This window comes from Streptomyces sp. NPDC001415, from assembly GCF_053597395.1.
On the sequence record NZ_JBSFIE010000035.1, the window covers coordinates 17,956 to 38,379 of the forward strand.

Sequence of the window (20,424 nt, forward strand, 5' to 3'; positions counted from 1 at the left end):
ACCGGCCCGCCCGTCAGCCGCCGTACGCGCCCGACGCGGTAAGCCGCAGGGCCGTGTCGATCAGCGGGACGTGGCTGAAGGCCTGCGGGAAGTTGCCGACCTGCCGCTGGAGGTGCGGATCCCACTCCTCCGCGAGCAGCCCCAGGTCGTTGCGCAGGGCCAGGAGCCGCTCGAAGAGCTTGCGGGCCTCGTCGACCCGGCCGATCATCGCGAGGTCGTCCGCCATCCAGAACGAGCAGGCCAGGAACGCGCCCTCCTCGCCCGCGAGGCCGTCCAGGTTGTCCGTGTCGCCGCCCGTCGTCGGGTAGCGCAGGATGAACCCGTCCGGCGTGGACAGCTCGCGCTGGATCGCCTCGATCGTGCCGATCACGCGCTTGTCGTCCGGCGGCAGGAAGCCCATCTGCGGGATGAGCAGCAACGAGGCGTCCAGCTCCTTCGAGCCGTACGACTGCGTGAACGTGTTGCGTTCCTTGTCGTAGCCCTTCTCGCAGACGTCCCGGTGGATGTCGTCGCGCAGCTCGCGCCACTTGTCGAGCGGGCCGTCCGCGTCGCCGGACTCGATGAGCTTGATCGTGCGGTCGACGGCGACCCAGGCCATCACCTTGGAGTGCACGAAGTGGCGACGCGGCCCGCGCACCTCCCAGATGCCCTCGTCGGGCTGGTCCCAGTGGCTCTCCAGGTAGCGGATCAGCTTGAGCTGGAGCAGGGAGGCGTAGTCGTTGCGGGCCAGGCCCGTCATGTGGGCCAGGTGCAGCGCCTCGGTGACCTCGCCGTACACGTCGAGCTGGAGCTGGTGGGCGGCGCCGTTGCCGGCCCGTACCGGCGTCGAGTTCTCGTACCCGGGCAGCCAGTCGAGCTCGGTCTCGCCCAGCTCCCGCTCGCCGGCGATCCCGTACATGATCTGGAGGTTCTCGGGGTCGCCCGCGACCGAGCGGAGCAGCCACTCGCGCCAGGCGCGGGCCTCCTCGCGGTAGCCGGTGCGCAGCAGCGAGGACAGGGTGATCGCGGCGTCCCGCAGCCAGGTGTAGCGGTAGTCCCAGTTGCGCTCGCCGCCGATGTGCTCGGGCAGCGAGGTCGTGGGCGCGGCCACGATGCCGCCGGTCGGGGCGTAGGTGAGCGCCTTCAGCGTGATCAGGGAGCGGATCACGGCCTCGCGGTAGGGCCCGTGGTAGGTGCAGTGCTCCACCCACTCCCGCCAGAAGTCCTCGGTCGCCTCCAGGGACGCCTCGGGCTCCGGCAGCGCGGGCGCCTCGCGGTGCGAGGGCTGCCAGCTGATGGTGAACGCGACCCGCTCGCCGGGCGAGACGGTGAAGTCGGAGTACGTCGTGAGGTTCTTGCCGTACGTCTCGGCCTCGGTGTCCAGCCACACCGAGTCGGGGCCCGCGACGGCCACCGTACGGTTGTCGGTCTTGTGCACCCAGGGGGTGATCCGCCCGTAACTGAACCGCATGCGCAGCATGGAGCGCATCGGAACCCGGCCGCTGACGCCTTCCACGATGCGGATCAGCTGCGGGGCGCCGTCGCGCGGCGGCATGAAATCGGTCACCCGGACCGTGCCGCGCGGGGTGTCCCACTCGGATTCCAGGATGAGCGAGTCGCCCCGGTAGCGGCGGCGGTCGGCCACCGGTGGCGGGTCGTCGGCGCCATATGCCGGGCCGACCCGCCAGAAGCCGTGTTCCTCGGTGCCGAGCAGTCCGGCGAAGACGGCGTGCGAGTCGAAGCGGGGCAGGCACAGCCAGTCCGCCGTGCCGTCCCGGCAGACCAGTGCCGCGGTCTGCATGTCTCCGATGAGTGCGTAATCCTCGATGCGCCCGGCCACGTGCAATCTCCAGTCGAACGGCCACGTCGCCCCCTCGGGGCGCTTACAGCGACAGCGGTCAAGGGTTCGCCAACGAGCGCATGTTCCGGATGACGGACGGGGTGGTGCCGTGCTACCAGGTGGCTCGGCAAGCGAGTGTCCGAGCAGGATACGACGCACCCCAGTGATCCGCTGGAGCCTTCCTTGAACGACGTTGGGCCGAACGAGTGAGGCTCGTACGCAGCGCTGACCGGCCGCACACAGAGCGTGGCCGGACGCGGTCTCCCGCTGTCGCTGATACCCTGGTAGCCCGTGGCCGGGTGCTGAAAAAAGCCCCGAACCGCAGCGACGGCACCCTCCGGAATCTGGCACAAGATCCACACAGGGTGACCGGCACGCACTCCACACAGCGACCACGGGAGCCCCCTCTTGGCCATGCAGCCCACGGCTTTGCGAAACAGCGCAGCCACGACGACCAAGCACATCTTCGTCACCGGGGGTGTCGCCTCTTCCCTCGGCAAGGGTCTGACTGCCTCCAGCCTGGGTGCGCTCCTCAAGGCGCGGGGCCTGCGGGTCACGATGCAGAAGCTCGACCCGTACCTGAACGTCGACCCGGGCACGATGAACCCGTTCCAGCACGGCGAGGTGTTCGTCACCAACGACGGCGCCGAGACCGACCTGGACATCGGCCACTACGAGCGCTTCCTCGACGTGGACCTCGACGGGTCCGCCAACGTGACGACCGGCCAGGTCTACTCGCAGGTCATCGCCAAGGAGCGGCGCGGCGAGTACCTCGGTGACACCGTCCAGGTCATCCCGCACATCACCAACGAGATCAAGCACCGCATCCGCCGCATGGCGACCGACGACGTCGACGTCGTCATCACCGAGGTCGGCGGCACGGTCGGCGACATCGAGTCGCTGCCGTTCCTGGAGACCGTCCGCCAGGTCCGCCACGAGGTCGGCCGCGACAACGTCTTCGTCGTGCACATCTCGCTGCTGCCCTACATCGGCCCCTCGGGCGAGCTGAAGACCAAGCCGACCCAGCACTCGGTCGCCGCCCTGCGCAACATCGGCATCCAGCCCGACGCGATCGTGCTGCGCGCCGACCGCGAGGTGCCGCTGTCCATCAAGCGCAAGATCTCGCTGATGTGCGACGTCGACGAGGCGGCCGTGGTCGCCGCCATCGACGCCAAGTCGATCTACGACATCCCCAAGGTGCTCCACACCGAGGGCCTGGACGCCTACGTCGTCCGCAAGCTGGACCTGCCGTTCCGCGATGTGGACTGGACGCAGTGGGACGACCTGCTCGACCGGGTCCACAACCCGCTGCACGAGGTGACCGTGGCGCTGGTCGGCAAGTACATCGACCTGCCCGACGCCTACCTCTCCATCACCGAGGCCATGCGGGCCGGCGGCTTCGCCAACAAGGCCCGCGTCAAGGTCAAGTGGGTCACATCGGACGACTGCAAGACCCCGGCCGGCGCCAAGAAGCAGCTCGGCGACGTGGACGCGATCCTGGTGCCCGGCGGCTTCGGCGACCGTGGCGTCAACGGCAAGATCGGCGCGATCCAGTACGCCCGCGAGAACAAGGTGCCGCTGCTGGGCATCTGCCTCGGCCTGCAGTGCATCGTCATCGAGGCGGCGCGCAACCTGGCCGGCATCCCGGACGCCAACTCCACCGAGTTCGACGCCGCCACCGGACACCCCGTCATCTCGACGATGGAGGAGCAGCTGGCCTACGTCGAGGGCGCGGGCGACCTCGGCGGCACGATGCGGCTCGGCCTGTACCCGGCGAAGCTCGCCGAGGGCTCCATCGTCCGCGAGGTCTACGACGACCAGCCCTACGTCGAGGAGCGCCACCGCCACCGCTACGAGGTGAACAACACCTACCGCGCGGAGCTGGAGAAGAAGGCGGGCATCGTCTTCTCGGGCACCTCCCCGGACAACAAGCTCGTCGAGTACGTCGAGTACCCGCGCGAGGTGCACCCCTACCTGGTCGCCACCCAGGCGCACCCGGAGCTGCGCTCGCGCCCGACGCGCCCGCACCCGCTGTTCGCGGGCCTGGTCAAGGCGGCCGTCGAGCGCAAGACGGGCAAGCCCGCCAAGTAGCCCACGCCCGCGTTAACGTTGCCGGGGTACGAGCCCTTCCGGGGCCCGTACCCCGGTTTCTGTTTTTTGCGCGCACTGTGGGAGGACGCCGTCATGGCCATCGAGGACACCGCCGAACACTGGCAGGTCGTGGCGAGTGCCACCCCCTTCACCGGCCACAAGACCGGAGTGCGCACCGACGACGTCGTGATGCCCGACGGCGCGGTCCACCAGCGCGACTACCAGACCCACCCCGGCTCGGTGGCGATCCTCGCCCTGGACGACGAGGGCCGCGTCCTGGTGCTGCGCCAGTACCGCCACCCCGTACGCCAGAAGTTGTGGGAGATCCCGGCCGGGCTCCTGGACGTGCCCGGCGAGAACCCGCTGCACGCCGCCCAGCGCGAGCTGTACGAGGAGGCGCACGTCAAGGCCGAGCAGTGGCACGTCCTGACCGATGTGTACACGAGCCCCGGCGGCAGCGACGAAGCCGTACGGATCTTCCTGGCGCGGGATCTGTCCGAGGCGGAGGGCGAGCGCTTCGAGGTCTCCGAGGAGGAGGCCGACATGGAGCTGGCCCGGGTCCCGCTCGACGATCTCGTACGGGGTGCCCTGGCGGGGGAGCTGCACAACACCTGCCTGGTGGTCGGCGCCCTCGCGCTGGCCGCGGCCCTGAACGGGGACGGCGTCGAAGCGCTGCGCCCGGCCGGGGCGCCCTGGCCCGCCCGCCCCTTCGAGGAATGATCCCGCCCCTTCGGGGAGTGCCCCGCCCCTTCGAGGAGCGAGAGGCCCCCTTCCCGTCCGATCTGAAAATCTGCTGATCCGATCGGGCGACATCCCCGCCGCGCTCCGCCCAAACGGTCACGAAGGGTGAACTACGCTCGGACTGCCCGTGCGGAGACCCGCACGGTCTCCAGGTGCGCAGGCGGACGGAGCGTGGCCCGTGACGGATCAGGCGGTGGACGTGGGTGGCGCTGCCGCCGGGCAGCACACGGGACAATTCCTGGGCAGGCGGCGGGAGTTGAGGGAACTCCGGGCCGACATCGAACGAGCCGGACTTGACACACTGTCAGGAAAGAAGTCGCCCCGGGCCAGGGTCCTGCTGATCGCGGGCCGGCCCGGATCCGGCCGCACCGCGCTCGCCGCCGAACTCGCCCGCCAGGTGGCCGGCGACTACCCCGACGGCGTCCTGCGGGCCGCGCTCACCGAACCCGGCGGGGCCCGCGTCCCGGCCGACCGGGTCGCCCGGGAGCTGCTCGACGCCCTGAAGGTCCCGGCGCCGGCCGGAGCCGGCCAGGACGAGCTGACCGAACTGGTCCGCACCGCGCTCGCGGACCGCCGGGCGATCGTGCTGCTCGACGACGCGGCCGACGCGGAACAGGTCGGCCCGCTCCTGCCCGACACCTCCGAATCCCTGGTCCTGGCCACCTCCGAGGGGCCGCTCACCGGAATCCCGGACGTGCGCCCCTGCACCCTGGGCGGTCTCGCCGTGAAGGCGGCCGTCGAACTTCTGGAGAGCTTCACCGGAGCGGTGCGCGTCACCGTGGACCCGCGCGCCGCCGAGACCCTCGTCGAGGTGTGCGCCGGACAGCCCGCCGCCCTCGTCCTGGTCGGCGGCTGGCTCCGCGCCCGCCCCAAGACTGCCGTCTCCGACGTGGTCAAACAGCTGTGCACCATGTCCGACGTGGTGGCCGAACTCCCCAGCGCGGAAAGGCCGTTGGCGCGATCCTTCCGCCTCGTGTACGACTCCCTCACGCAGCCGGCCGCGCGGATTCTGCGACTGCTGTCGCTCGCCCCCGCCGGGATCGCCGACGCGCACACCGCCTCCGCCCTGGCCGGCTGCTCGGTCTCGGACGCCCAAGCCGCGCTCGCCGACTTCGTGGCGTGTGGACTGCTGCGGCGCGACCCGGACGCGCCCGAGCAGTACCGGGTGCCCGGCGCCCTCGCGCCGACGCTGCGAGCGCTCTGCGAGAAAGTGGACCGGCCCGGCGAGGTGCAGCTGGCCAGGGCCCGGATGCTGGAGCGGACCGTACGGCTGCTCCAGTCCTGCCGGGCGGTCACCGAGCCGGAGGGCTCGCCCACCCGCAGAAAGCTCGCGAGCCTGCCGCGCGCCCTGCGCTTCCCCAGCGCGGCCGCCGCCGACGCCTGGCTGCGCAGCCGCCAGCCCGCGCTGCTCGCGTCCGCCCGGCTCGCGGTGGAGGACGGCGAGCTCGACACCCTGGCCCGGCGCCTGGTGGCCGCGCTGGTGCGGGCGCTCGCCGCGCACCGGGGGGACGAGGCCTCGGCGCCCGAGCTGTACGGCCTTCACCAGCTCGTCCTGGACGTCGCCGAGCGCCGCGAGCTGCACCGCGAGAAGGCCGCGGCCCTGCTCAACCTGGGCGATCTGGACGCCGGGGCCGGGCGGACGGCCGAGGCGCTGGCCCGCTACCGGGCCGCCCTGGACGCGGGCCGCGCCGCGAACGACCCGTACGCGACCGGCCGCGCGATGGAATCCGTAGGCGGCGCCCACCAGGAGCTGGGCGACTGGCAGCGGGCCTCCGACTGGTACGGGCGGGCCCTGTCCCAGCGGCTCGCGCGCGGCGAGCGGGCGGACGAGGCCCGGCTGTACGGGCGGCTCGCCACCGTGCACACGTACGCGGGCCGCTACGGCGAGGCGCTGCGCGGCTGGCGGGCCGCGGTGGCCGGATACCGGCGACTGGGCGATCTCCCCAGCCAGGCAAGGGCGTTGAGCGAGGCGGCCCGGGTCCAGGAGTACGCGGGGCGCCCCGAGGAGTCGCTGCGCACCTGCCGCGAGGCGGTCGAGTTCGCGCGCAAGGCCGGTGATCTGCGCCTTGAGGCCGCGCTCCAGCTCCGGCTCGCCGACACCCTGGACCGGCTCGGCGACCCCACCGCGGCGCGGCTGCACCGGGCGACGGCCGACAGATTGATGGAAGATGAGCCGTCAAGGGCAGGGGGCCTGCGAAATCCGTAGTGCTTCGGCCAAAGATTAAAGCTTTGTAAGGGTAGACAGCGGGAAGACCTTCATTAGACTGGGTGAGCCGCAACTTCCTGCGGTGTCTCCCGGTGCGCCCGTGTGCGTCCGGGTATGTATGGCATTGCCCCCGTTTTCCCCTGAGTCAAGGACCGTGATCGACGTGAAGGTCGGTATCCCCCGCGAGGTCAAGAACAACGAGTTCCGGGTGGCCATCACCCCCGCCGGTGTGCACGAGCTCGTGCGCCACGGCCACCAGGTCTTCGTCGAGCAGAACGCCGGCGTCGGCTCCTCGATCACGGACGCCGAGTACGTCTCCGCCGGTGCGGAGATCCTCGGCAGTGCCGACGAGGTCTGGGCCACCGCCGACCTGCTGCTCAAGGTGAAGGAGCCCATCGCGGAGGAGTACCACCGCCTCCGCAAGGACCAGACGCTCTTCACCTACCTGCACCTCGCGGCCTCCCGCGAGTGCACGGACGCCCTCCTGGAGTCCGGCACCACCGCGATCGCGTACGAGACCGTCGAGACGGCCAACCGGCAGCTGCCGCTGCTCGCCCCGATGTCCGAGGTCGCGGGCCGCCTGGCCCCGCAGGTCGGCGCCTACCACCTGATGCGCTCGGCCGGTGGCCGCGGCGTGCTGCCCGGCGGCGTCCCCGGCACCCACGCCGGCCGTGCCGTCGTCATCGGCGGCGGCGTCTCCGGCTGGAACGCGGCGCAGATCGCCGTCGGCATGGGCTTCCACGTGACCCTGCTCGACAAGGACATCAACAAGCTCCGCGAGGCCGACAAGATCTTCGGCACCAAGGTGCAGACGATCGTCTCCAACGCCTACGAGCTGGAGAAGGCCGTCATCGAGGCCGACCTCGTCATCGGCGCGGTGCTCATCCCCGGCGCCAAGGCCCCGAAGCTGGTCACCAACGAGCTCGTCGCCAAGATGAAGCCCGGAAGTGTCCTTGTCGACATTGCGATCGACCAGGGCGGTTGCTTCGAGGACTCGCGTCCGACCACCCACGCCGAGCCGACCTTCATGGTCCACAACTCGGTCTTCTACTGCGTCGCCAACATGCCGGGCGCGGTCCCGAACACCTCCACCTACGCCCTCACCAACGCCACGCTGCCCTACATCGTGTCGCTGGCGAACAATGGCTGGGCCGAGGCGCTGCGCCGCGACGCCGCGCTCGCGCTCGGCCTCAACACCCATGACGGCCAGGTCGTTTACGGCCCCGTCGCCGAGGCGCACGGCCTGGACCAGGTCGAGCTGCACGCGCTTCTCGGCTAGTAAGACGCCGGTTCGTCAACCCGGACCGTCAACCTCGTACATCCGGCCGGACCTTGTCGACCAAGGTCCGGCCGGATGTGTATCGCGACACTTCCGCCCACCTGTGCCAGGCTCGCTCAACTCGCCTCGAACGTAACCCTTTAACCGTTTCGCGCACCGGTGAAACGTGCTCCCGAGTCCCCGTACGCCCTTGACAGAGTGGCGTTCGGTTGCCGACACATCGGGCCGGGTCCGGCGGATTGTGTTGCTGCGGACCGGTGACACGCCATAGAGTCGCCAACCGTCGGCATGGTGCCACGCTGACCTATCGATAAAGTTTCCTGGTCACGTCCAAGGAGGTAAGACGACTTGTGAATGAGTCGACATTTACTCCCGGAGGTGGTCAGTCAGGAATCCCTGCGGGGATGTCCGTACGGGGCCAGAGCCCTTCGGGGCCCGAGGCTGTCGGCTCCGTCGCGGTCCGCACCTTCGAAACCACACCGCTCCCCGCGCATGCGGGGATGGTCCCCACCCAGCACATGACGACAGCCCCACGGATGATGGACGGCCTACACGTGAACGCCACGGCCGGCAACGAGAGCGGCCGGGAGACCGCCGCTCTCGCCGACTTTGACGAAGTGCCCCAGGGGCACTTCTACGACCCCGACGCCGAGTACGAGCCCGACCCCGAGTACGCGGCCACCCTCGCACCCGACGCCGCCCGCCAGCGCCGCGAGCGGATCGGCCCGACCGGACGGCCGCTGCCGTACTTCCCGATCCCGGGTCCGCTGACCGACCACGGTCCCGCGAAGATCATCGCGATGTGCAACCAGAAGGGCGGCGTGGGCAAGACGACGTCGACCATCAACCTGGGTGCCGCGCTCGCGGAGTACGGACGCCGCGTGCTGCTCGTCGACTTCGACCCGCAGGGTGCCCTGTCGGTCGGCCTCGGCGTGAACCCGATGGAACTCGACCTCACCGTCTACAACCTGCTCATGGAGCGGGGCATGTCGGCCGACGAGGTGCTGCTCAAGACCGCGGTCCCCAACATGGACCTGCTGCCGAGCAACATCGACCTGTCCGCCGCCGAGGTGCAGTTGGTGAGCGAGGTCGCGCGCGAGTCCACGCTCCAGCGGGCGCTGAAGCCGCTGATGCAGGACTACGACTACATCGTGATCGACTGTCAGCCCTCGCTCGGCCTGCTCACCGTCAACGCCCTGACGGCGGCTCACAAGGTGATCGTGCCGCTGGAGTGCGAGTTCTTCGCACTGCGCGGTGTCGCGCTGCTCACCGAGACGATCGAGAAGGTGCAGGAACGCCTCAACCCCGAGCTGGAGTTGGACGGCATCCTCGCCACGATGTACGACTCCCGCACGGTGCACAGCCGGGAGGTCCTGGCCCGCGTGGTCGAGGCCTTCGACGACCACGTCTACCACACGGTCATCGGCCGGACCGTGCGCTTCCCGGAGACCACCGTCGCCGGTGAGCCGATCACGACGTACGCCTCCAACTCCGTCGGCGCGGCCGCCTACCGTCAGCTCGCCAGGGAGGTGCTCGCCCGGTGTCACGCCGAGTGAGTCTGCCCGGGGCCGACGAGCTGTTCCGTACGACCGGGGGGATGGCGCTCTCGCCGTCCGCCCCGAGGCGCGGGGCCAACGGCGAGGCGAGGGTGCCGGCTCCGGCGGGCGAGAGCGAGCCCGTCGCGGCCGAGCCCGCGCCCGAGGCGGAGCACACCGCCGCCGAGGAGGACTCCGGCTCGGCCGAACCGCGCAGCCGGGGCGCCGCCGAGGCGGAGACCGCCAAGGCCCGGCGCACGCCCGCGCAGGGCGGCTCCTCCTCCGGCTCCGGCACCGCCCAGCAGCGGCGCCGCCAGCGGGCGGCCAACCGGCGGCCCAGCGGGCGCGAGCGGCACGACGAGAAGATCACCGTGTACGTCTCCGCGGAGGAGCTCATGGACCTGGAGCACGCGCGCCTGGTCCTGCGCGGGGAGCACGGGCTCGCGGTCGACCGCGGGCGTATCGTGCGTGAGGCGGTCGCCGTCGTCCTCGCGGACCTGGAGTCGCGGGGCGACGCGAGCATTCTCGTACGGCGTCTTCGGGGGCGGTAGCCGTTAGCCTGCGGCGGAGCCGCTCCGCCCGCCTCTCCACCCCCTGGACCACCTCTTGCCGACTGCTGACGAGCCCACCGCCTCCGCTGCGCGGGGGCCGCGCCGTGCGCTGGGGCGGGGGCCGAGTGTTTCCCCCACCCCGCCCCTTCCCGCTGTGACACTCAGCGGCTCCGCCGCGGGCCTCCGGGAGGAGGAAGAGCGCCCCGCCGCCGCTGTGGGCAATCGTGCCGCTGGGGCGATGGGGGTCCCCCCTGCTCAAGCGGAGTCGAGGACTCGGGGGAGGGTGGGCACAGCGGCACTCCCGTCCCGCCGGGCTGCGCACCCCGCTTCGGTCGAGCCACCGGAGCCTTCGTCGTCGGCTGCGGGCCGTCATGGGCCGGTCGCGCAGTTCCCCGCGCCCCTGGGGGTGGAACTTGAGGCGCCCGAGGCCCCAGGCGTGCAGCCGGAGGCTGACGGTTCCGAACCCAGTGACGGCCGGTTCACCGTTCGGCTCGCCAACTTCGAGGGGCCCTTCGACCTTCTGCTTCAGCTGATCTCCAAGCACAAGATGGACGTCACCGAGGTCGCCCTCTCCAAGGTCACCGATGAGTTCATGGCGCACATCCGGGGCATGGGGCCCGACTGGGACCTGGATCAGACCACCGAGTTCCTCGTGGTCGCCGCCACCCTGCTCGATCTCAAGGCCGCCCGGCTGCTGCCCGCCGCCGAGGTGGAGGACGAGGCCGATCTCGCCCTGCTTGAGGCGCGGGACCTGCTGTTCGCGCGGCTGCTGCAGTACCGCGCGTACAAGCGCATCGCGGACATCTTCAGCGAGCGGCTCGACGGGGAGGCGCGCCGCTACCCCCGTACCGTCGGCCTGGAGGCGCATCTCGCCGAGCTGCTGCCCGAGGTCGTCATCAGCATCGGCGCCGAGGGCTTCGCCAAGCTGGCCGTGAAGGCCATGCAGCCCAAGGCGAAGCCGCAGGTGTACGTCGATCACATCCACGCCCCGCTCGTGTCCGTGCGGGAGCAGGCCGAGATCGTGGTGGCCCGGCTGCGGGAGGCGGGGGAGGTGAGCTTCCGGGTGCTCGCCGAGGACGCCCCGGACACGCTCACCGTGGTCGCCCGGTTCCTGGCCCTCCTGGAGCTGTACCGCGAGAAGGCCGTCGTCCTGGATCAGGACGAGGCGCTGGGGGAGCTGGTGGTGCGCTGGAGCGGCGGGGAGGGCGACGGGGCGCCGACGGTGACCGACGAGTTCGACCAAGTGGTGACGGAGGAGGAGAACGCGTGACGGAGGAGCTGGAGCTGAAACCCGCCCTGGAAGCCGTCCTCATGGTCGTCGACGAGCCCGCCACCGAGGAACACCTCGCGAAGGTCCTGGAACGGCCGAGGCGGGCCGTGGCGGACGCTCTGCGGGAGCTGGCGGACGAGTACACCGTCCAGGGCCGCGGATTCGAGCTGAGGCTCGTGGCGGGCGGCTGGCGGTTCTACAGCCGGGCCGCGTACGCGGACGCCGTCGAGGGCTTCGTCCTGGACGGCCAGCAGGCCCGGCTCACCCAGGCGGCCCTGGAGACCCTGGCGGTCGTCGCGTACCGCCAGCCGGTGAGCCGCTCGCGGGTCTCCGCGGTGCGCGGAGTGAACTGTGACGGGGTCATGCGGACCCTGCTCCAGCGGGGTCTGGTCGACGAGGCGGGCACGGAACCCGAAACAGGTGCGATCCTGTACAGGACGACGAACTACTTTCTGGAGCGGATGGGCCTGCGCGGCCTGGACGAGCTCCCGGAACTCGCGCCCTTCCTCCCCGAGGCGGACGCGATCGAGGCCGAGACGCTGGAGGGTGTGCCGTCGTTCGATCCGGACGCGCCGGACGCGCCGGAAACCCCCGCAGACGACAAGACGGAAATGTGATGCGAAGCAGCAGCGGCAGGAACAGCAGCGGAAACAACGGCGGGAGCCGTGGTGGCAACAGCGGCGGCCGCGGCAGCAGCGGTGGTGGCGGCCGGGGCGGTGCCGGCGGCGGCCGGGACGGTCAGCGCCAGGGCGGTGGCCCGCGCCAGAGCGGCAGCGGCAAGCCGCGCCCTCTGCGTCCCGAGGAGCGCACCTATGACGTGGGCGGCCCCGAAGGCGCCCCCCGCAGCGGACGCGGCGCGTCCGCGCGCGGCGGCGCCAAGGGCGGCCCGAAGGCCCCCCAGGGCGGCACCCCGGTGCGCCGCGGCCCGCACGGCCAGCGCCTGGGCCAGGCCCGCCCGCGCGAGCTCGACGCCAAGATCGAGCAGCGCAACCGCGACCGGTACGCCGACAAGCCGGACGTGAAGACCCCCAAGACCTTCCCCGGCGCCGAGCAGGAGGGCGAGCGGCTGCAGAAGGTGCTCGCCCGGGCCGGCATGGGTTCGCGGCGTGCGTGCGAGGAGCTGATCGAGCAGGCCCGCGTCGAGGTCAACGGCGAGATCGTGCTCGAACAGGGCAAGCGCGTCGACCCCGAGAAGGACGAGATCAAGGTGGACGGCCTGACCGTCGCCACCCAGTCGTACCTGTTCTTCGCGCTGAACAAGCCGGCCGGCGTCGTCTCCACCATGGAGGACCCGGACGGCCGCCAGTGCCTCGGTGACTACGTCACCAACCGCGAGACCCGGCTCTTCCACGTCGGCCGGCTCGACACCGAGACCGAGGGCATCATCCTGCTCACCAACCACGGCGAGCTGGCCCACCGTCTGACCCACCCCAAGTACGGCGTGAAGAAGACCTACCTGGCCGCCATCACGGGCCCGCTGCCGCGCGAGATCGGCAAGCGGCTCAAGGAGGGCATCCAGCTGGAGGACGGCTACGCGCGGGCCGACGCCTTCCGCGTCGTCCAGCAGACCGGCAAGAACTACCTCGTCGAGATCGAGCTCCACGAGGGCCGCAAGCACATCGTGCGCCGCATGATGGCCGAGGCCGGCTTCCCGGTCGAGAAGCTGGTGCGGGTCTCCTTCGGCCCGATCGGGCTCGGCGACCAGAAGTCCGGCTGGCTGCGCCGCCTCACCAACACCGAGGTCGGCATGCTGATGCGCGAGGTCGACCTCTAGGCACCGCGAACTCCCGCCGAAGAGAGCCCGGTTCCCCGTTCCGTACGGGGAGCCGGGCTCTTTCGTCATGACTCGTGGCTGGCCCCGAAACCTTGTGCGGCCGGCCCGAACCCCTTTATAGTCAGAGTGACCATTAAGGAGGTACGGGCGTGAGCCTCACCTGGACCGAGATCCTCGGCTTCGCGACCGGCGCGCTCTGCGTCTGGCTGGTCGCCCGGCAGCACATCGCCAACTGGCCGGTGGGACTCGCCAACAACGTGTTCTTCATCGTGCTGTTCCTCCAGGCCGGCCTGTACGCGGACGCCGGACTCCAGGTCGTCTTCATCGCCCTCGCCGTGTACGGCTGGTGGACCTGGGCCCACGGGGGTGGATCAGGTTCCGGCGCGCTTGCGGTCCGGCGGACGACCCGCACCGAGTGGCTGTGGCTGCTCGCGGCGGGGGCGGTGGGGACCGTGGCGCTGACGTTCCTGCTCGGCGCGGCCACCGATTCGACCGTCCCGTCCTGGGACGCGCTCACCACCGCCCTGTCGCTGACGGCGACGTACGGGCAGTGCAAGAAGCTCGTCGAGTCCTGGTGGCTGTGGATCGCGGCGGACGTGATCTACATTCCGCTCTACGCCTACAAGGAGCTCTACCTCACCTCGCTCCTGTACGCCGGGTTCCTCACCCTCTGTCTGGTCGGGCTGCGCGGCTGGCGGCGCGAGCTCGGTGGGCGCCCGGCCCGGCTCGCGGAGGTGGCGGCATGAAAGCCCGCGAACGCCACGAACACGGCCTGGTCCTCGGCAAGTTCTATCCGCCGCACGCCGGACACCACCACCTCGTCCGCACCGCCGCCGACCGCTGCGAGCGGCTCACCGTGCTGGTGTGCGCGGCCTCCGTCGAGACGATTCCGCTGGCCGAGCGCGTCCAGTGGATGCGCGGGGTGCACCCGGGCGTCCGGGTCCTGGGGGCCGTCGACGACATCGAGATGGACCTCAACGACCCGGATGTATGGGACGCGCACATGGCCGTCTTCCGGGGCGCCGTGCCCGAACGCGTCGACGCGGTGTTCACCTCCGAGCCGTACGGCGACGAACTCGCCCGCCGCTTCGGCGCCGAGCACGTCCTCGTCGACCTGGACCGCACCCTGTTCCCGGTCTCCGGCACGGCCGTGCGCAAGGACCCGGTGGGCAGCTGGGACTTCCTCGAAGAGCCCGTACGGGCCTGGCTGGCCCGGCGTGTGGTCGTGCTCGGCGCCGAGTCGACCGGCACCACCACCATGGCCCGCGCCCTCGCCGAGCACTACCGGGAGCGCGGCGGACCCTGGGCGCGCACCCGGTGGGTCGCGGAGTACGGGCGCGAGTACAGCGAGGGCAAGCTCGCCGCGCTGCGCTCCCGCTGGCCGCAGGCGCGGTGGGAGGACGTCGAGTTCGGCTCGGACGAGTTCCCGGTGATCGCCGAGCGGCAGAACGAGCGCGAGAACACCGCCGCCGGACTCGGCTCGCCCGTGCTGTTCTGCGACACCGACTCCTTCGCCACCACCGTGTGGCACGAGCGCTACATGGGCCGCCGCAACCCGCGCGTCGAAGCCGTCGCCGAACGGGCCGCCGCCCACCACCTGTGGCTGCTCACCGACCACGAGGGCGTGCCCTTCGAGGACGACGGGCTGCGCGACGGGGAGGAGCTGCGGCCCTGGATGACCGACCGGTTCCGGGCCCAACTGGCCCGTACCGGAAGGGAGTTCATCGAACTGCGCGGCCCGCACGAGGAGCGGCTCGCCACCGCCGTCGCCGCCGTCGACGCACTGCTGGAGCGGGGCTGGGACCTCGCCGACCCGCTGCCGGAGCGACGATGACCGCCGCCCGCCCCCGGGCCCTGGAGGGGGGCGCCCGGGGGCCGGCGGGAAACGTGCCCGAGGGGTACGACCCGCATGCCTTCGAACCGTTCGCCGTCACCGTCGACCTGGCCGTCTTCACGGTCCGGGGCGGCGCCCTGCACGCGCTGCTCATCCGGCGCGGCCAGGAGCCGTACGCGGGGGCGTGGGCGCTGCCCGGCGGGTTCGTGCTGCCGCGCGAGTCCGCCGAGCTCGCGGCCCGGCGCGAACTGGCCGAGGAGACCGGCCTGCCCGACGACATCGTGGCCGGGCTGCACCTGGAGCAGCTGCGCACCTACAGCGAGCCGGACCGCGACCCCCGCATGCGGGTCGTGTCGGTGGCGTACACCGCGCTCGTGCCCGACCTGCCCGAACCGCGCGGCGGAGGCGACGCGGCGCACGCCGAGTGGATCGCGTCGGACACGTACGGACAGCTCGCCTTCGACCACGCCGACATCCTCGCCGACGCCCGTGAACGCGTCGGCGCCAAGCTCGAATACACCTGCCTCGCGACGTCGTTCTGCCCGCCCGAGTTCACCCTCGGCGAGCTGCGGCAGGTGTACGAGACGGTCTGGGGCACCGCCCTGGACCGCCCCAACTTCCGCCGCAAGGTCCTTGCCACGCCCGGCTTCGTCGAGCAGGTGGCAGGCGCCTCGCGGCTGACCGGCGGCCGGGGCAAACCGGCCGCGCTCTACCGGGCGGGTCCGGCCACCGCGCTGCATCCGCCCCTACTGCGCCCGGAGGGACGACAGACATGAACCGTGCTGCGAAACAGACGGCCACCGGTGCCTTGATCGGCCTCGCGCTCGGGGACGCCCTCGGCTTCCCGACGGAGTTCAACGACGTGCCCGCGATCCTCGCCAAGTGCGGGCCGTGGCGCGAAATGGCGCTGCCGAACCCGGCGTTCGTCACCGACGACACCCAGATGACGCTCGCGCTCGGCCGCGGCATCCGCACCGCCATGGACCGCGGTCTGCTCGGCCCGAGCGGGATGGAGGGGCCCGTCCGCGCGGAGTTCGTCGACTGGTACCACTCGCCCGAGAACAACCGCGCCCCCGGCCGGACCTGCCTGGTGGCGTGCGCGAAGCTCGACAGCGGGCTGCGCTGGCAGCAGGCCAGCCAGCTCGGCTCCAAGGGCTGCGGCGCCAACATGCGGGTCGCGCCGATCGGCCTCGTGCCGGGGCTGAGCGAGGAACAGCGGGCGGGCGCCGCCCAGTTGCAGTCCGCGCTCACCCACGGCCACCCCACCGCCCTGGCAGCCTCCGACCTGACCGCGCGGGCGGTGTTCCTGCTCGCCCAGGGCGCCGACCCGACGGGCCTGGTCGGCCAGCTGCGCTCGTACGCGTACGAGAACCGCGACCGGTACCACGACCGCTGGCTCGGCGACCTGTGGACGCACGCGCAGGACCCGACGCCGGGCCACTTCATCGCGCGCGGCTGGGACGAGTGCCTGGACGCCCTCGACCGGGTGCTCAAGGCGCTCCGCAACCCCTCGCCCGAGACCGACCCCTGCCTGGAGACCGGCGACGGCTGGATCGCCGAGGAGGCCTTCGCCACGGGCCTGCTCTGCTTCCTGCTCTTCCCCGACGAGCCGCTCACGGCCCTGCGCCGGGCCGCCTGCACCCAGGGCGACTCGGACTCCATCGCCTGCCTGACCGGCGCGTTCGCGGGCGCCCACCTGGGAGCCGCGGCCTGGCCCAAGGAGTGGGCCGAACGCATCGAGTACCGCAGCGAACTCCTGACCCTGGGGGCACTCTGGGATGCTTGAGCCCGCGCTACCGCCCGAGGCCGCCACCGGCCACGACGCGTTGCACGGCTTCGTCGTACGCGTCCGCCTTCAGCGCCGACTCGCGGCGCGTGCGGAACAGGAAGTCCGCCACCCGGGCCCGGTCGGGCTCGGGCGGCAGGGGCGTCGTCGTGGCCGCCGCGTCGGACTCGGCGGCCAGGCGGGTCATCCAGGACTCGACCTCGGGCCAGGGGATCTCGCCGCGCTTGACCGCCAGCAGCCGCTCGCGCTCGGCGCCGACGTCGATGGTGAGTACGCCGGTGCGCAGCAGATCGCGGCAGCTCATGAGCAGCCGCAGCAGATGCATGGCGTGCTTCCACCGCGGCGCGCCGTGCTGCCGCACATCGGCGTCGAGCTTCTTGCGCTGGCTCTGCGCGTACCGGGCGAACGTCACGTGGGCCTGACGGGAGAGGAACGCGCCGCGCAGGGCCAGGAGTTCCCGCCCGGTGTCGTCGATGTGCTCGACGAGCGGGGAGTGCAGGCACTCCAGGATGTTCGGATTGGCGCGCAGGGCCAGCTCGCAGAACCGCTCCAGCTCCCAGCTGAACTGCTCGTCCGCCGGCCCCTCGACATGCGTCGGGGGCTTCTCGAAGCGCCAGAACAGCGGGGTCGGCGCGAGGTAGATCCCGCGCACGTCGGTGTCGCTGTCCTCGGTCGCGAGGCCGAAGGCGCGCGAGCCCATGACGCAGGAGTAGACGGTGTGGTCGGAGACGAGCTGCTCGGGCGTCATGGCTCCATGGTCGCCGGTCAGGGCAGCAGGATCGAACCGTTTTCGACGGTGATCGACTGGGACGGAAGCGGACGCGGGGCCGGCCCGCCCGCGACGGAGGCGTCCGCGATCCGGTACTTGCTGCCGTGGCAGGGGCAGTTGATGGTGCCGCCGGACACGGTGGCGACCGTGCAGCCCTGGTGGGTGCAGATCGCCGAGAAGCCCTTGAAGGTGCCCGCCTCGGGCTGCGTGACGACGACCTTCTGGTCCACGAAGACCTTGCCGCCGCCGACCGGGATGTCCGAGGTCTTCGCGAGGACCTTGCCGGCCCGGGCGGGCGGGCTCGGCCGGCCCGGGTCGGCGGAACCGGCGACCGTCGCAGGCGGTGTCGAACCTCCGCCGCCGTCCCCGGAGTCCGAACAGCCCGCCAGGGCCGCCGCTCCCGCCGCGGCCACGAGTACCGTCCTGCGGCTGTTGACTGCGTCCATCGTGTGCTCCTCAGGTCGTCACGCCGAACGTGAAGCCGTCACGCGCCGAACGTCCGGAAGATCGTCGGGCCGTCCGGAGGGTCGTCGTTCCGCCCTCCGGACGTGCGCGCGGCAGGAGCATCCTGGCGCCGAATGCCCCCGGGACGAAGCACCGACGGTCCGGGTGTTCCCGCGCGTACTCATAACTCCGGCGCCGGGGGGCAGGAAAAGGCCCGGCGGGGTCACATCCGGGGCGCGAGGCCCAGCGCGCGCCCCTCGGCGTCCCGGCGCACTTCGAGGACCGCCGTCACGGCCGCCCGCTCGACGGGCCCGTACACATGGGGGAACAGGACGTCCCCCGTGCCCTCCCAGCGGACCTCCGCGGCCAGCGCCGACTCGTCGACGCACAGCACCAGGAGCAGGCCGGGCACGTCGCGGTAGTGGGCGTCGGCGATGGACAGGGCCGCCGCCTCGTCGGCCGAGCAGTGCACGAAGCCCTCGGCGGCCAGCGAGGGCGGGGCGTAGGGCAGCCCGGAGGCGGCCGACCACTCGTCCAGGGGAACCACGTGCAGGATCATCCGTCGGTTCTACCGCAGACCCGGCCCGAGCGCTCCCCCGGGGCGCGGTTCGCCCAGGTGGCGGAACGGTCCCGGCCGGGTGGCCCCGAGGACCTCACCGGGCAGCGGAACCCGTGGCGCGGACGGCACGCGGCGGCCGTCTCCGTCTCGCAGGGCGGCCGCCGCCTCCGCGTTGTCGGTGGCGCTGACTACGCTGAACGGGAACGAAGGTCGAAAGCTCAAGTCCGAGGAGCACGTCGTGGCGGTACGAGCGGTCCGTGGGGCCGTCCAGCTGGAGCGGGACGAAGCCGCTCACATGGACGAGCAGGTCGGCGCGCTGCTCACCGAGATCCTGGAGCGCAACGGTCTGACCCCGGACGACCTCATCAGCATCTGGTTCACGGCCACCCCCGATCTGCACAGCGACTTCCCGGCCGTCGCCGCGCGCCGCCTCGGCATCACCGACGTACCCCTGATCTGTGCGCAGGAGCTCGACATCGCCGGCGCCATGCCCCGCGTGGTGCGGATCCTGGCGCACGTGGAGACCTACCTCGACAAGGCCGAGATCGCCCACGTCTACCTCGGCTCCGCCGCCGCCCTGCGCAAGGACATCGCCCAGTGAGAACCGCCCTCGTCATCGGTACCGGCCTGATCGGCACCTCCGCCGCCCTGGCGCTCGCGAGCCGCGGTATCGCCGTGCACCTCGCCGACCACGACCCGGGCCAGGCCCGCACCGCCGCGGCGCTCGGCGCCGGCACGGACGAGCCGCCCGAGGGCCGGGTCGACCTCGCCATCGTGGCCGTGCCGCCCGCGCACGTGGCCGAGACCCTGGCCGGGGCGATCCGGGGCGGGGTGGCCCGCGCGTACATCGACGTGGCCAGCGTCAAGGGCGGCCCGCGGCGCGAGCTGCTCGCCCTCGGCTGCGACCTGGGCTCCTACATCGGCACGCACCCCATGGCGGGCAAGGAACGCTCGGGCCCGCTCGCCGCCACCGCCGACCTCTTCGAGGGCCGGCCCTGGGTGCTCACGCCGACCCGCGACACCGACACCGAAGTGCTCAACCTGGCGCTCGAACTGGTCGCGCTCTGCCGCGCCGTGCCGGTCGTCATGGACGCCGACGCCCACGACCGGGCCGTCGCGCTGGTCTCGCACACTCCGCAGCTGGTCTCCTCCATGGTCGCCGCCCGCCTCGAAGAGGCCGACGAGACGGCGGTACGGCTGTGCGGCCAGGGCATCCGCGACGTGACCCGCATCGCGGCCTCCGACCCCGGGATGTGGGTCGAGATCCTCTCCGCCAACCCGGGCCCGGTCGCCGACGTGCTTTCCGGGATCGCCGCCGACCTCGACGAGACGGTGCGCGCCCTGCGCTCCCTGGAGTCCGCCGACGAGGCCAAGCGGCGCGAGGGAACCGCCGGCATCGAGGACGTGCTGCGGCGCGGCAACGCGGGCCGCGTCAGGGTGCCCGGCAAGCACGGCGCCGCCCCCGCCACGTACGAGATCGTCGCCGTGCTCCTCAGCGACGAGCCGGGCGGTCTCGCGCGGCTGTTCGCGGACGCGGGCCGGGCCGGGGTCAACATCGAGGACGTCCGCATCGAGCACGCCACCGGCCAGCAGGCGGGCCTGGTCCAGCTGATGGTCGAGCCGGCCGCGGCCCCGGGCCTGACCGCCGCGCTGCGGGAACGGGGCTGGTCGATCAGGCAGTGAGGCGGTAGGCCACCCGGGCGGGACGGGGGGCTCGCACGAGCCAGTAACCTTGTACGGGGCGGATTTGCGCCCCGAGCAAACCC

19 protein-coding genes are annotated in these 20,424 nt (G+C 71.9%); 15 read left to right on the forward strand and 4 right to left on the reverse strand.

The features are described 5' to 3' along the window. Positions 1-13: 13 nt before the first annotated feature. Positions 14-1,819, reverse strand: coding sequence for a glycoside hydrolase family 15 protein (locus tag ACWC2B_RS31385; RefSeq protein WP_450722537.1), 1,806 nt, complete (start codon positions 1,817-1,819; stop codon positions 14-16). 414 nt (positions 1,820-2,233) lie between these two features. Between ACWC2B_RS31385 and ACWC2B_RS31390 the strand changes: the two genes are divergently transcribed. From ACWC2B_RS31390 to ACWC2B_RS31450, 13 genes are all read left to right on the forward strand, one after another. Further along, positions 2,234-3,910, forward strand: coding sequence for a CTP synthase (locus tag ACWC2B_RS31390; RefSeq protein ID WP_450722539.1), 1,677 nt, complete (start codon positions 2,234-2,236; stop codon positions 3,908-3,910). Between the two features lie 93 nt (positions 3,911-4,003). Then, complete coding sequence (locus ACWC2B_RS31395) at positions 4,004-4,630, forward strand: NUDIX domain-containing protein (RefSeq protein ID WP_450722541.1); 627 nt, start codon at positions 4,004-4,006, stop codon at positions 4,628-4,630. A gap of 199 nt (positions 4,631-4,829) precedes the next feature. After that, on the forward strand, positions 4,830-6,857 hold the full coding sequence (locus ACWC2B_RS31400) for a tetratricopeptide repeat protein (protein WP_450722543.1): 2,028 nt from the start codon (positions 4,830-4,832) through the stop codon (positions 6,855-6,857). A 163-nt stretch (positions 6,858-7,020) separates the two neighbouring features. After that, positions 7,021-8,136, forward strand: coding sequence for an alanine dehydrogenase (ald, locus tag ACWC2B_RS31405; RefSeq protein ID WP_450722639.1), 1,116 nt, complete (start codon positions 7,021-7,023; stop codon positions 8,134-8,136). 404 nt (positions 8,137-8,540) lie between these two features. Continuing rightward, positions 8,541-9,692 carry a ParA family protein gene (locus ACWC2B_RS31410; RefSeq protein WP_450722545.1) on the forward strand — a complete coding sequence of 384 codons (1,152 nt, stop codon included), beginning with the start codon at positions 8,541-8,543 and terminating at the stop codon, positions 9,690-9,692. Continuing rightward, complete coding sequence (locus ACWC2B_RS31415; protein WP_450722547.1) at positions 9,677-10,222, forward strand: hypothetical protein; 546 nt, start codon at positions 9,677-9,679, stop codon at positions 10,220-10,222. The genes ACWC2B_RS31410 and ACWC2B_RS31415 overlap by 16 nt, the downstream gene beginning before the upstream one ends. Before the next feature lie 238 nt (positions 10,223-10,460). Beyond that, complete coding sequence (locus tag ACWC2B_RS31420; protein WP_450722549.1) at positions 10,461-11,492, forward strand: segregation and condensation protein A; 1,032 nt, start codon at positions 10,461-10,463, stop codon at positions 11,490-11,492. Next, positions 11,489-12,109, forward strand: coding sequence for an SMC-Scp complex subunit ScpB (gene scpB, locus ACWC2B_RS31425; protein ID WP_053723367.1), 621 nt, complete (start codon positions 11,489-11,491; stop codon positions 12,107-12,109). The genes ACWC2B_RS31420 and scpB overlap by 4 nt, the downstream gene beginning before the upstream one ends. Beyond that, a complete protein-coding gene (locus tag ACWC2B_RS31430; RefSeq protein ID WP_450722551.1) occupies positions 12,109-13,266 on the forward strand; it encodes a pseudouridine synthase in 1,158 nt (385 codons plus the stop codon). The genes scpB and ACWC2B_RS31430 overlap by 1 nt, the downstream gene beginning before the upstream one ends. A gap of 149 nt (positions 13,267-13,415) precedes the next feature. Then, on the forward strand, positions 13,416-14,012 hold the full coding sequence (gene pnuC / locus ACWC2B_RS31435) for a nicotinamide riboside transporter PnuC (RefSeq protein ID WP_450722553.1): 597 nt from the start codon (positions 13,416-13,418) through the stop codon (positions 14,010-14,012). Further along, entirely contained in the window at positions 14,009-15,100 is a 1,092-nt protein-coding gene (locus ACWC2B_RS31440) for an AAA family ATPase (RefSeq protein WP_450722555.1), read from the forward strand. Before pnuC ends, ACWC2B_RS31440 begins: the two co-directional genes overlap by 4 nt. Then, the gene (locus tag ACWC2B_RS31445) at positions 15,097-15,876 is read left to right on the forward strand and encodes an NUDIX hydrolase (protein WP_450722557.1); all 780 of its coding nucleotides are present in this window, start codon (positions 15,097-15,099) and stop codon (positions 15,874-15,876) included. Before ACWC2B_RS31440 ends, ACWC2B_RS31445 begins: the two co-directional genes overlap by 4 nt. Beyond that, entirely contained in the window at positions 15,873-16,886 is a 1,014-nt protein-coding gene (locus tag ACWC2B_RS31450; protein WP_450722559.1) for an ADP-ribosylglycohydrolase family protein, read from the forward strand. Before ACWC2B_RS31445 ends, ACWC2B_RS31450 begins: the two co-directional genes overlap by 4 nt. A 7-nt stretch (positions 16,887-16,893) precedes the next feature. Here ACWC2B_RS31450 and ACWC2B_RS31455 read toward each other — a convergent pair whose 3' ends face one another. From ACWC2B_RS31455 to ACWC2B_RS31465, 3 genes are all read right to left on the reverse strand, one after another. After that, a complete protein-coding gene (locus ACWC2B_RS31455) occupies positions 16,894-17,634 on the reverse strand; it encodes a nucleotidyltransferase domain-containing protein (RefSeq protein ID WP_450722561.1) in 741 nt (246 codons plus the stop codon). Positions 17,635-17,651: 17 nt separating this feature from the next. After that, positions 17,652-18,101, reverse strand: a complete 450-nt coding sequence (locus ACWC2B_RS31460; RefSeq protein ID WP_450722563.1) for a Rieske (2Fe-2S) protein — start codon at positions 18,099-18,101, stop codon at positions 17,652-17,654. Positions 18,102-18,322: 221 nt separating this feature from the next. Beyond that, on the reverse strand, positions 18,323-18,658 hold the full coding sequence (locus ACWC2B_RS31465) for a DUF952 domain-containing protein (protein WP_450722565.1): 336 nt from the start codon (positions 18,656-18,658) through the stop codon (positions 18,323-18,325). A 238-nt stretch (positions 18,659-18,896) separates the two neighbouring features. Here ACWC2B_RS31465 and aroH point away from each other — a divergent pair, with 238 nt between their 5' ends. Both aroH and ACWC2B_RS31475 read left to right on the forward strand, forming a co-directional pair. Next, on the forward strand, positions 18,897-19,259 hold the full coding sequence (gene aroH / locus ACWC2B_RS31470) for a chorismate mutase (RefSeq protein ID WP_450722567.1): 363 nt from the start codon (positions 18,897-18,899) through the stop codon (positions 19,257-19,259). Then, positions 19,256-20,341 (forward strand): prephenate dehydrogenase, encoded by a 1,086-nt coding sequence (locus ACWC2B_RS31475; RefSeq protein WP_450722569.1) that lies wholly within the window; start codon positions 19,256-19,258, stop codon positions 20,339-20,341. Before aroH ends, ACWC2B_RS31475 begins: the two co-directional genes overlap by 4 nt. Positions 20,342-20,424 lie beyond the last annotated feature (83 nt).

Coding starts and splice junctions, on each gene's coding strand:
- ACWC2B_RS31390 (WP_450722539.1), top strand. CDS start 2,234: ATGCAGCCCACGGCTTTGCGAAACAGCGCAGCCACGACGACCAAGCAC.
- ACWC2B_RS31395 (WP_450722541.1), top strand. CDS start 4,004: ATGGCCATCGAGGACACCGCCGAACACTGGCAGGTCGTGGCGAGTGCC.
- ACWC2B_RS31450 (WP_450722559.1), top strand. CDS start 15,873: ATGAACCGTGCTGCGAAACAGACGGCCACCGGTGCCTTGATCGGCCTC.
- ACWC2B_RS31410 (WP_450722545.1), top strand. CDS start 8,541: ATGTCCGTACGGGGCCAGAGCCCTTCGGGGCCCGAGGCTGTCGGCTCC.
- ACWC2B_RS31430 (WP_450722551.1), top strand. CDS start 12,109: ATGCGAAGCAGCAGCGGCAGGAACAGCAGCGGAAACAACGGCGGGAGC.
- ACWC2B_RS31445 (WP_450722557.1), top strand. CDS start 15,097: ATGACCGCCGCCCGCCCCCGGGCCCTGGAGGGGGGCGCCCGGGGGCCG.
- ACWC2B_RS31460 (WP_450722563.1), bottom strand. CDS start 18,101: ATGGACGCAGTCAACAGCCGCAGGACGGTACTCGTGGCCGCGGCGGGA.
- ACWC2B_RS31455 (WP_450722561.1), bottom strand. CDS start 17,634: ATGACGCCCGAGCAGCTCGTCTCCGACCACACCGTCTACTCCTGCGTC.
- ACWC2B_RS31420 (WP_450722549.1), top strand. CDS start 10,461: ATGGGGGTCCCCCCTGCTCAAGCGGAGTCGAGGACTCGGGGGAGGGTG.
- ACWC2B_RS31440 (WP_450722555.1), top strand. CDS start 14,009: ATGAAAGCCCGCGAACGCCACGAACACGGCCTGGTCCTCGGCAAGTTC.
- ACWC2B_RS31465 (WP_450722565.1), bottom strand. CDS start 18,658: ATGATCCTGCACGTGGTTCCCCTGGACGAGTGGTCGGCCGCCTCCGGG.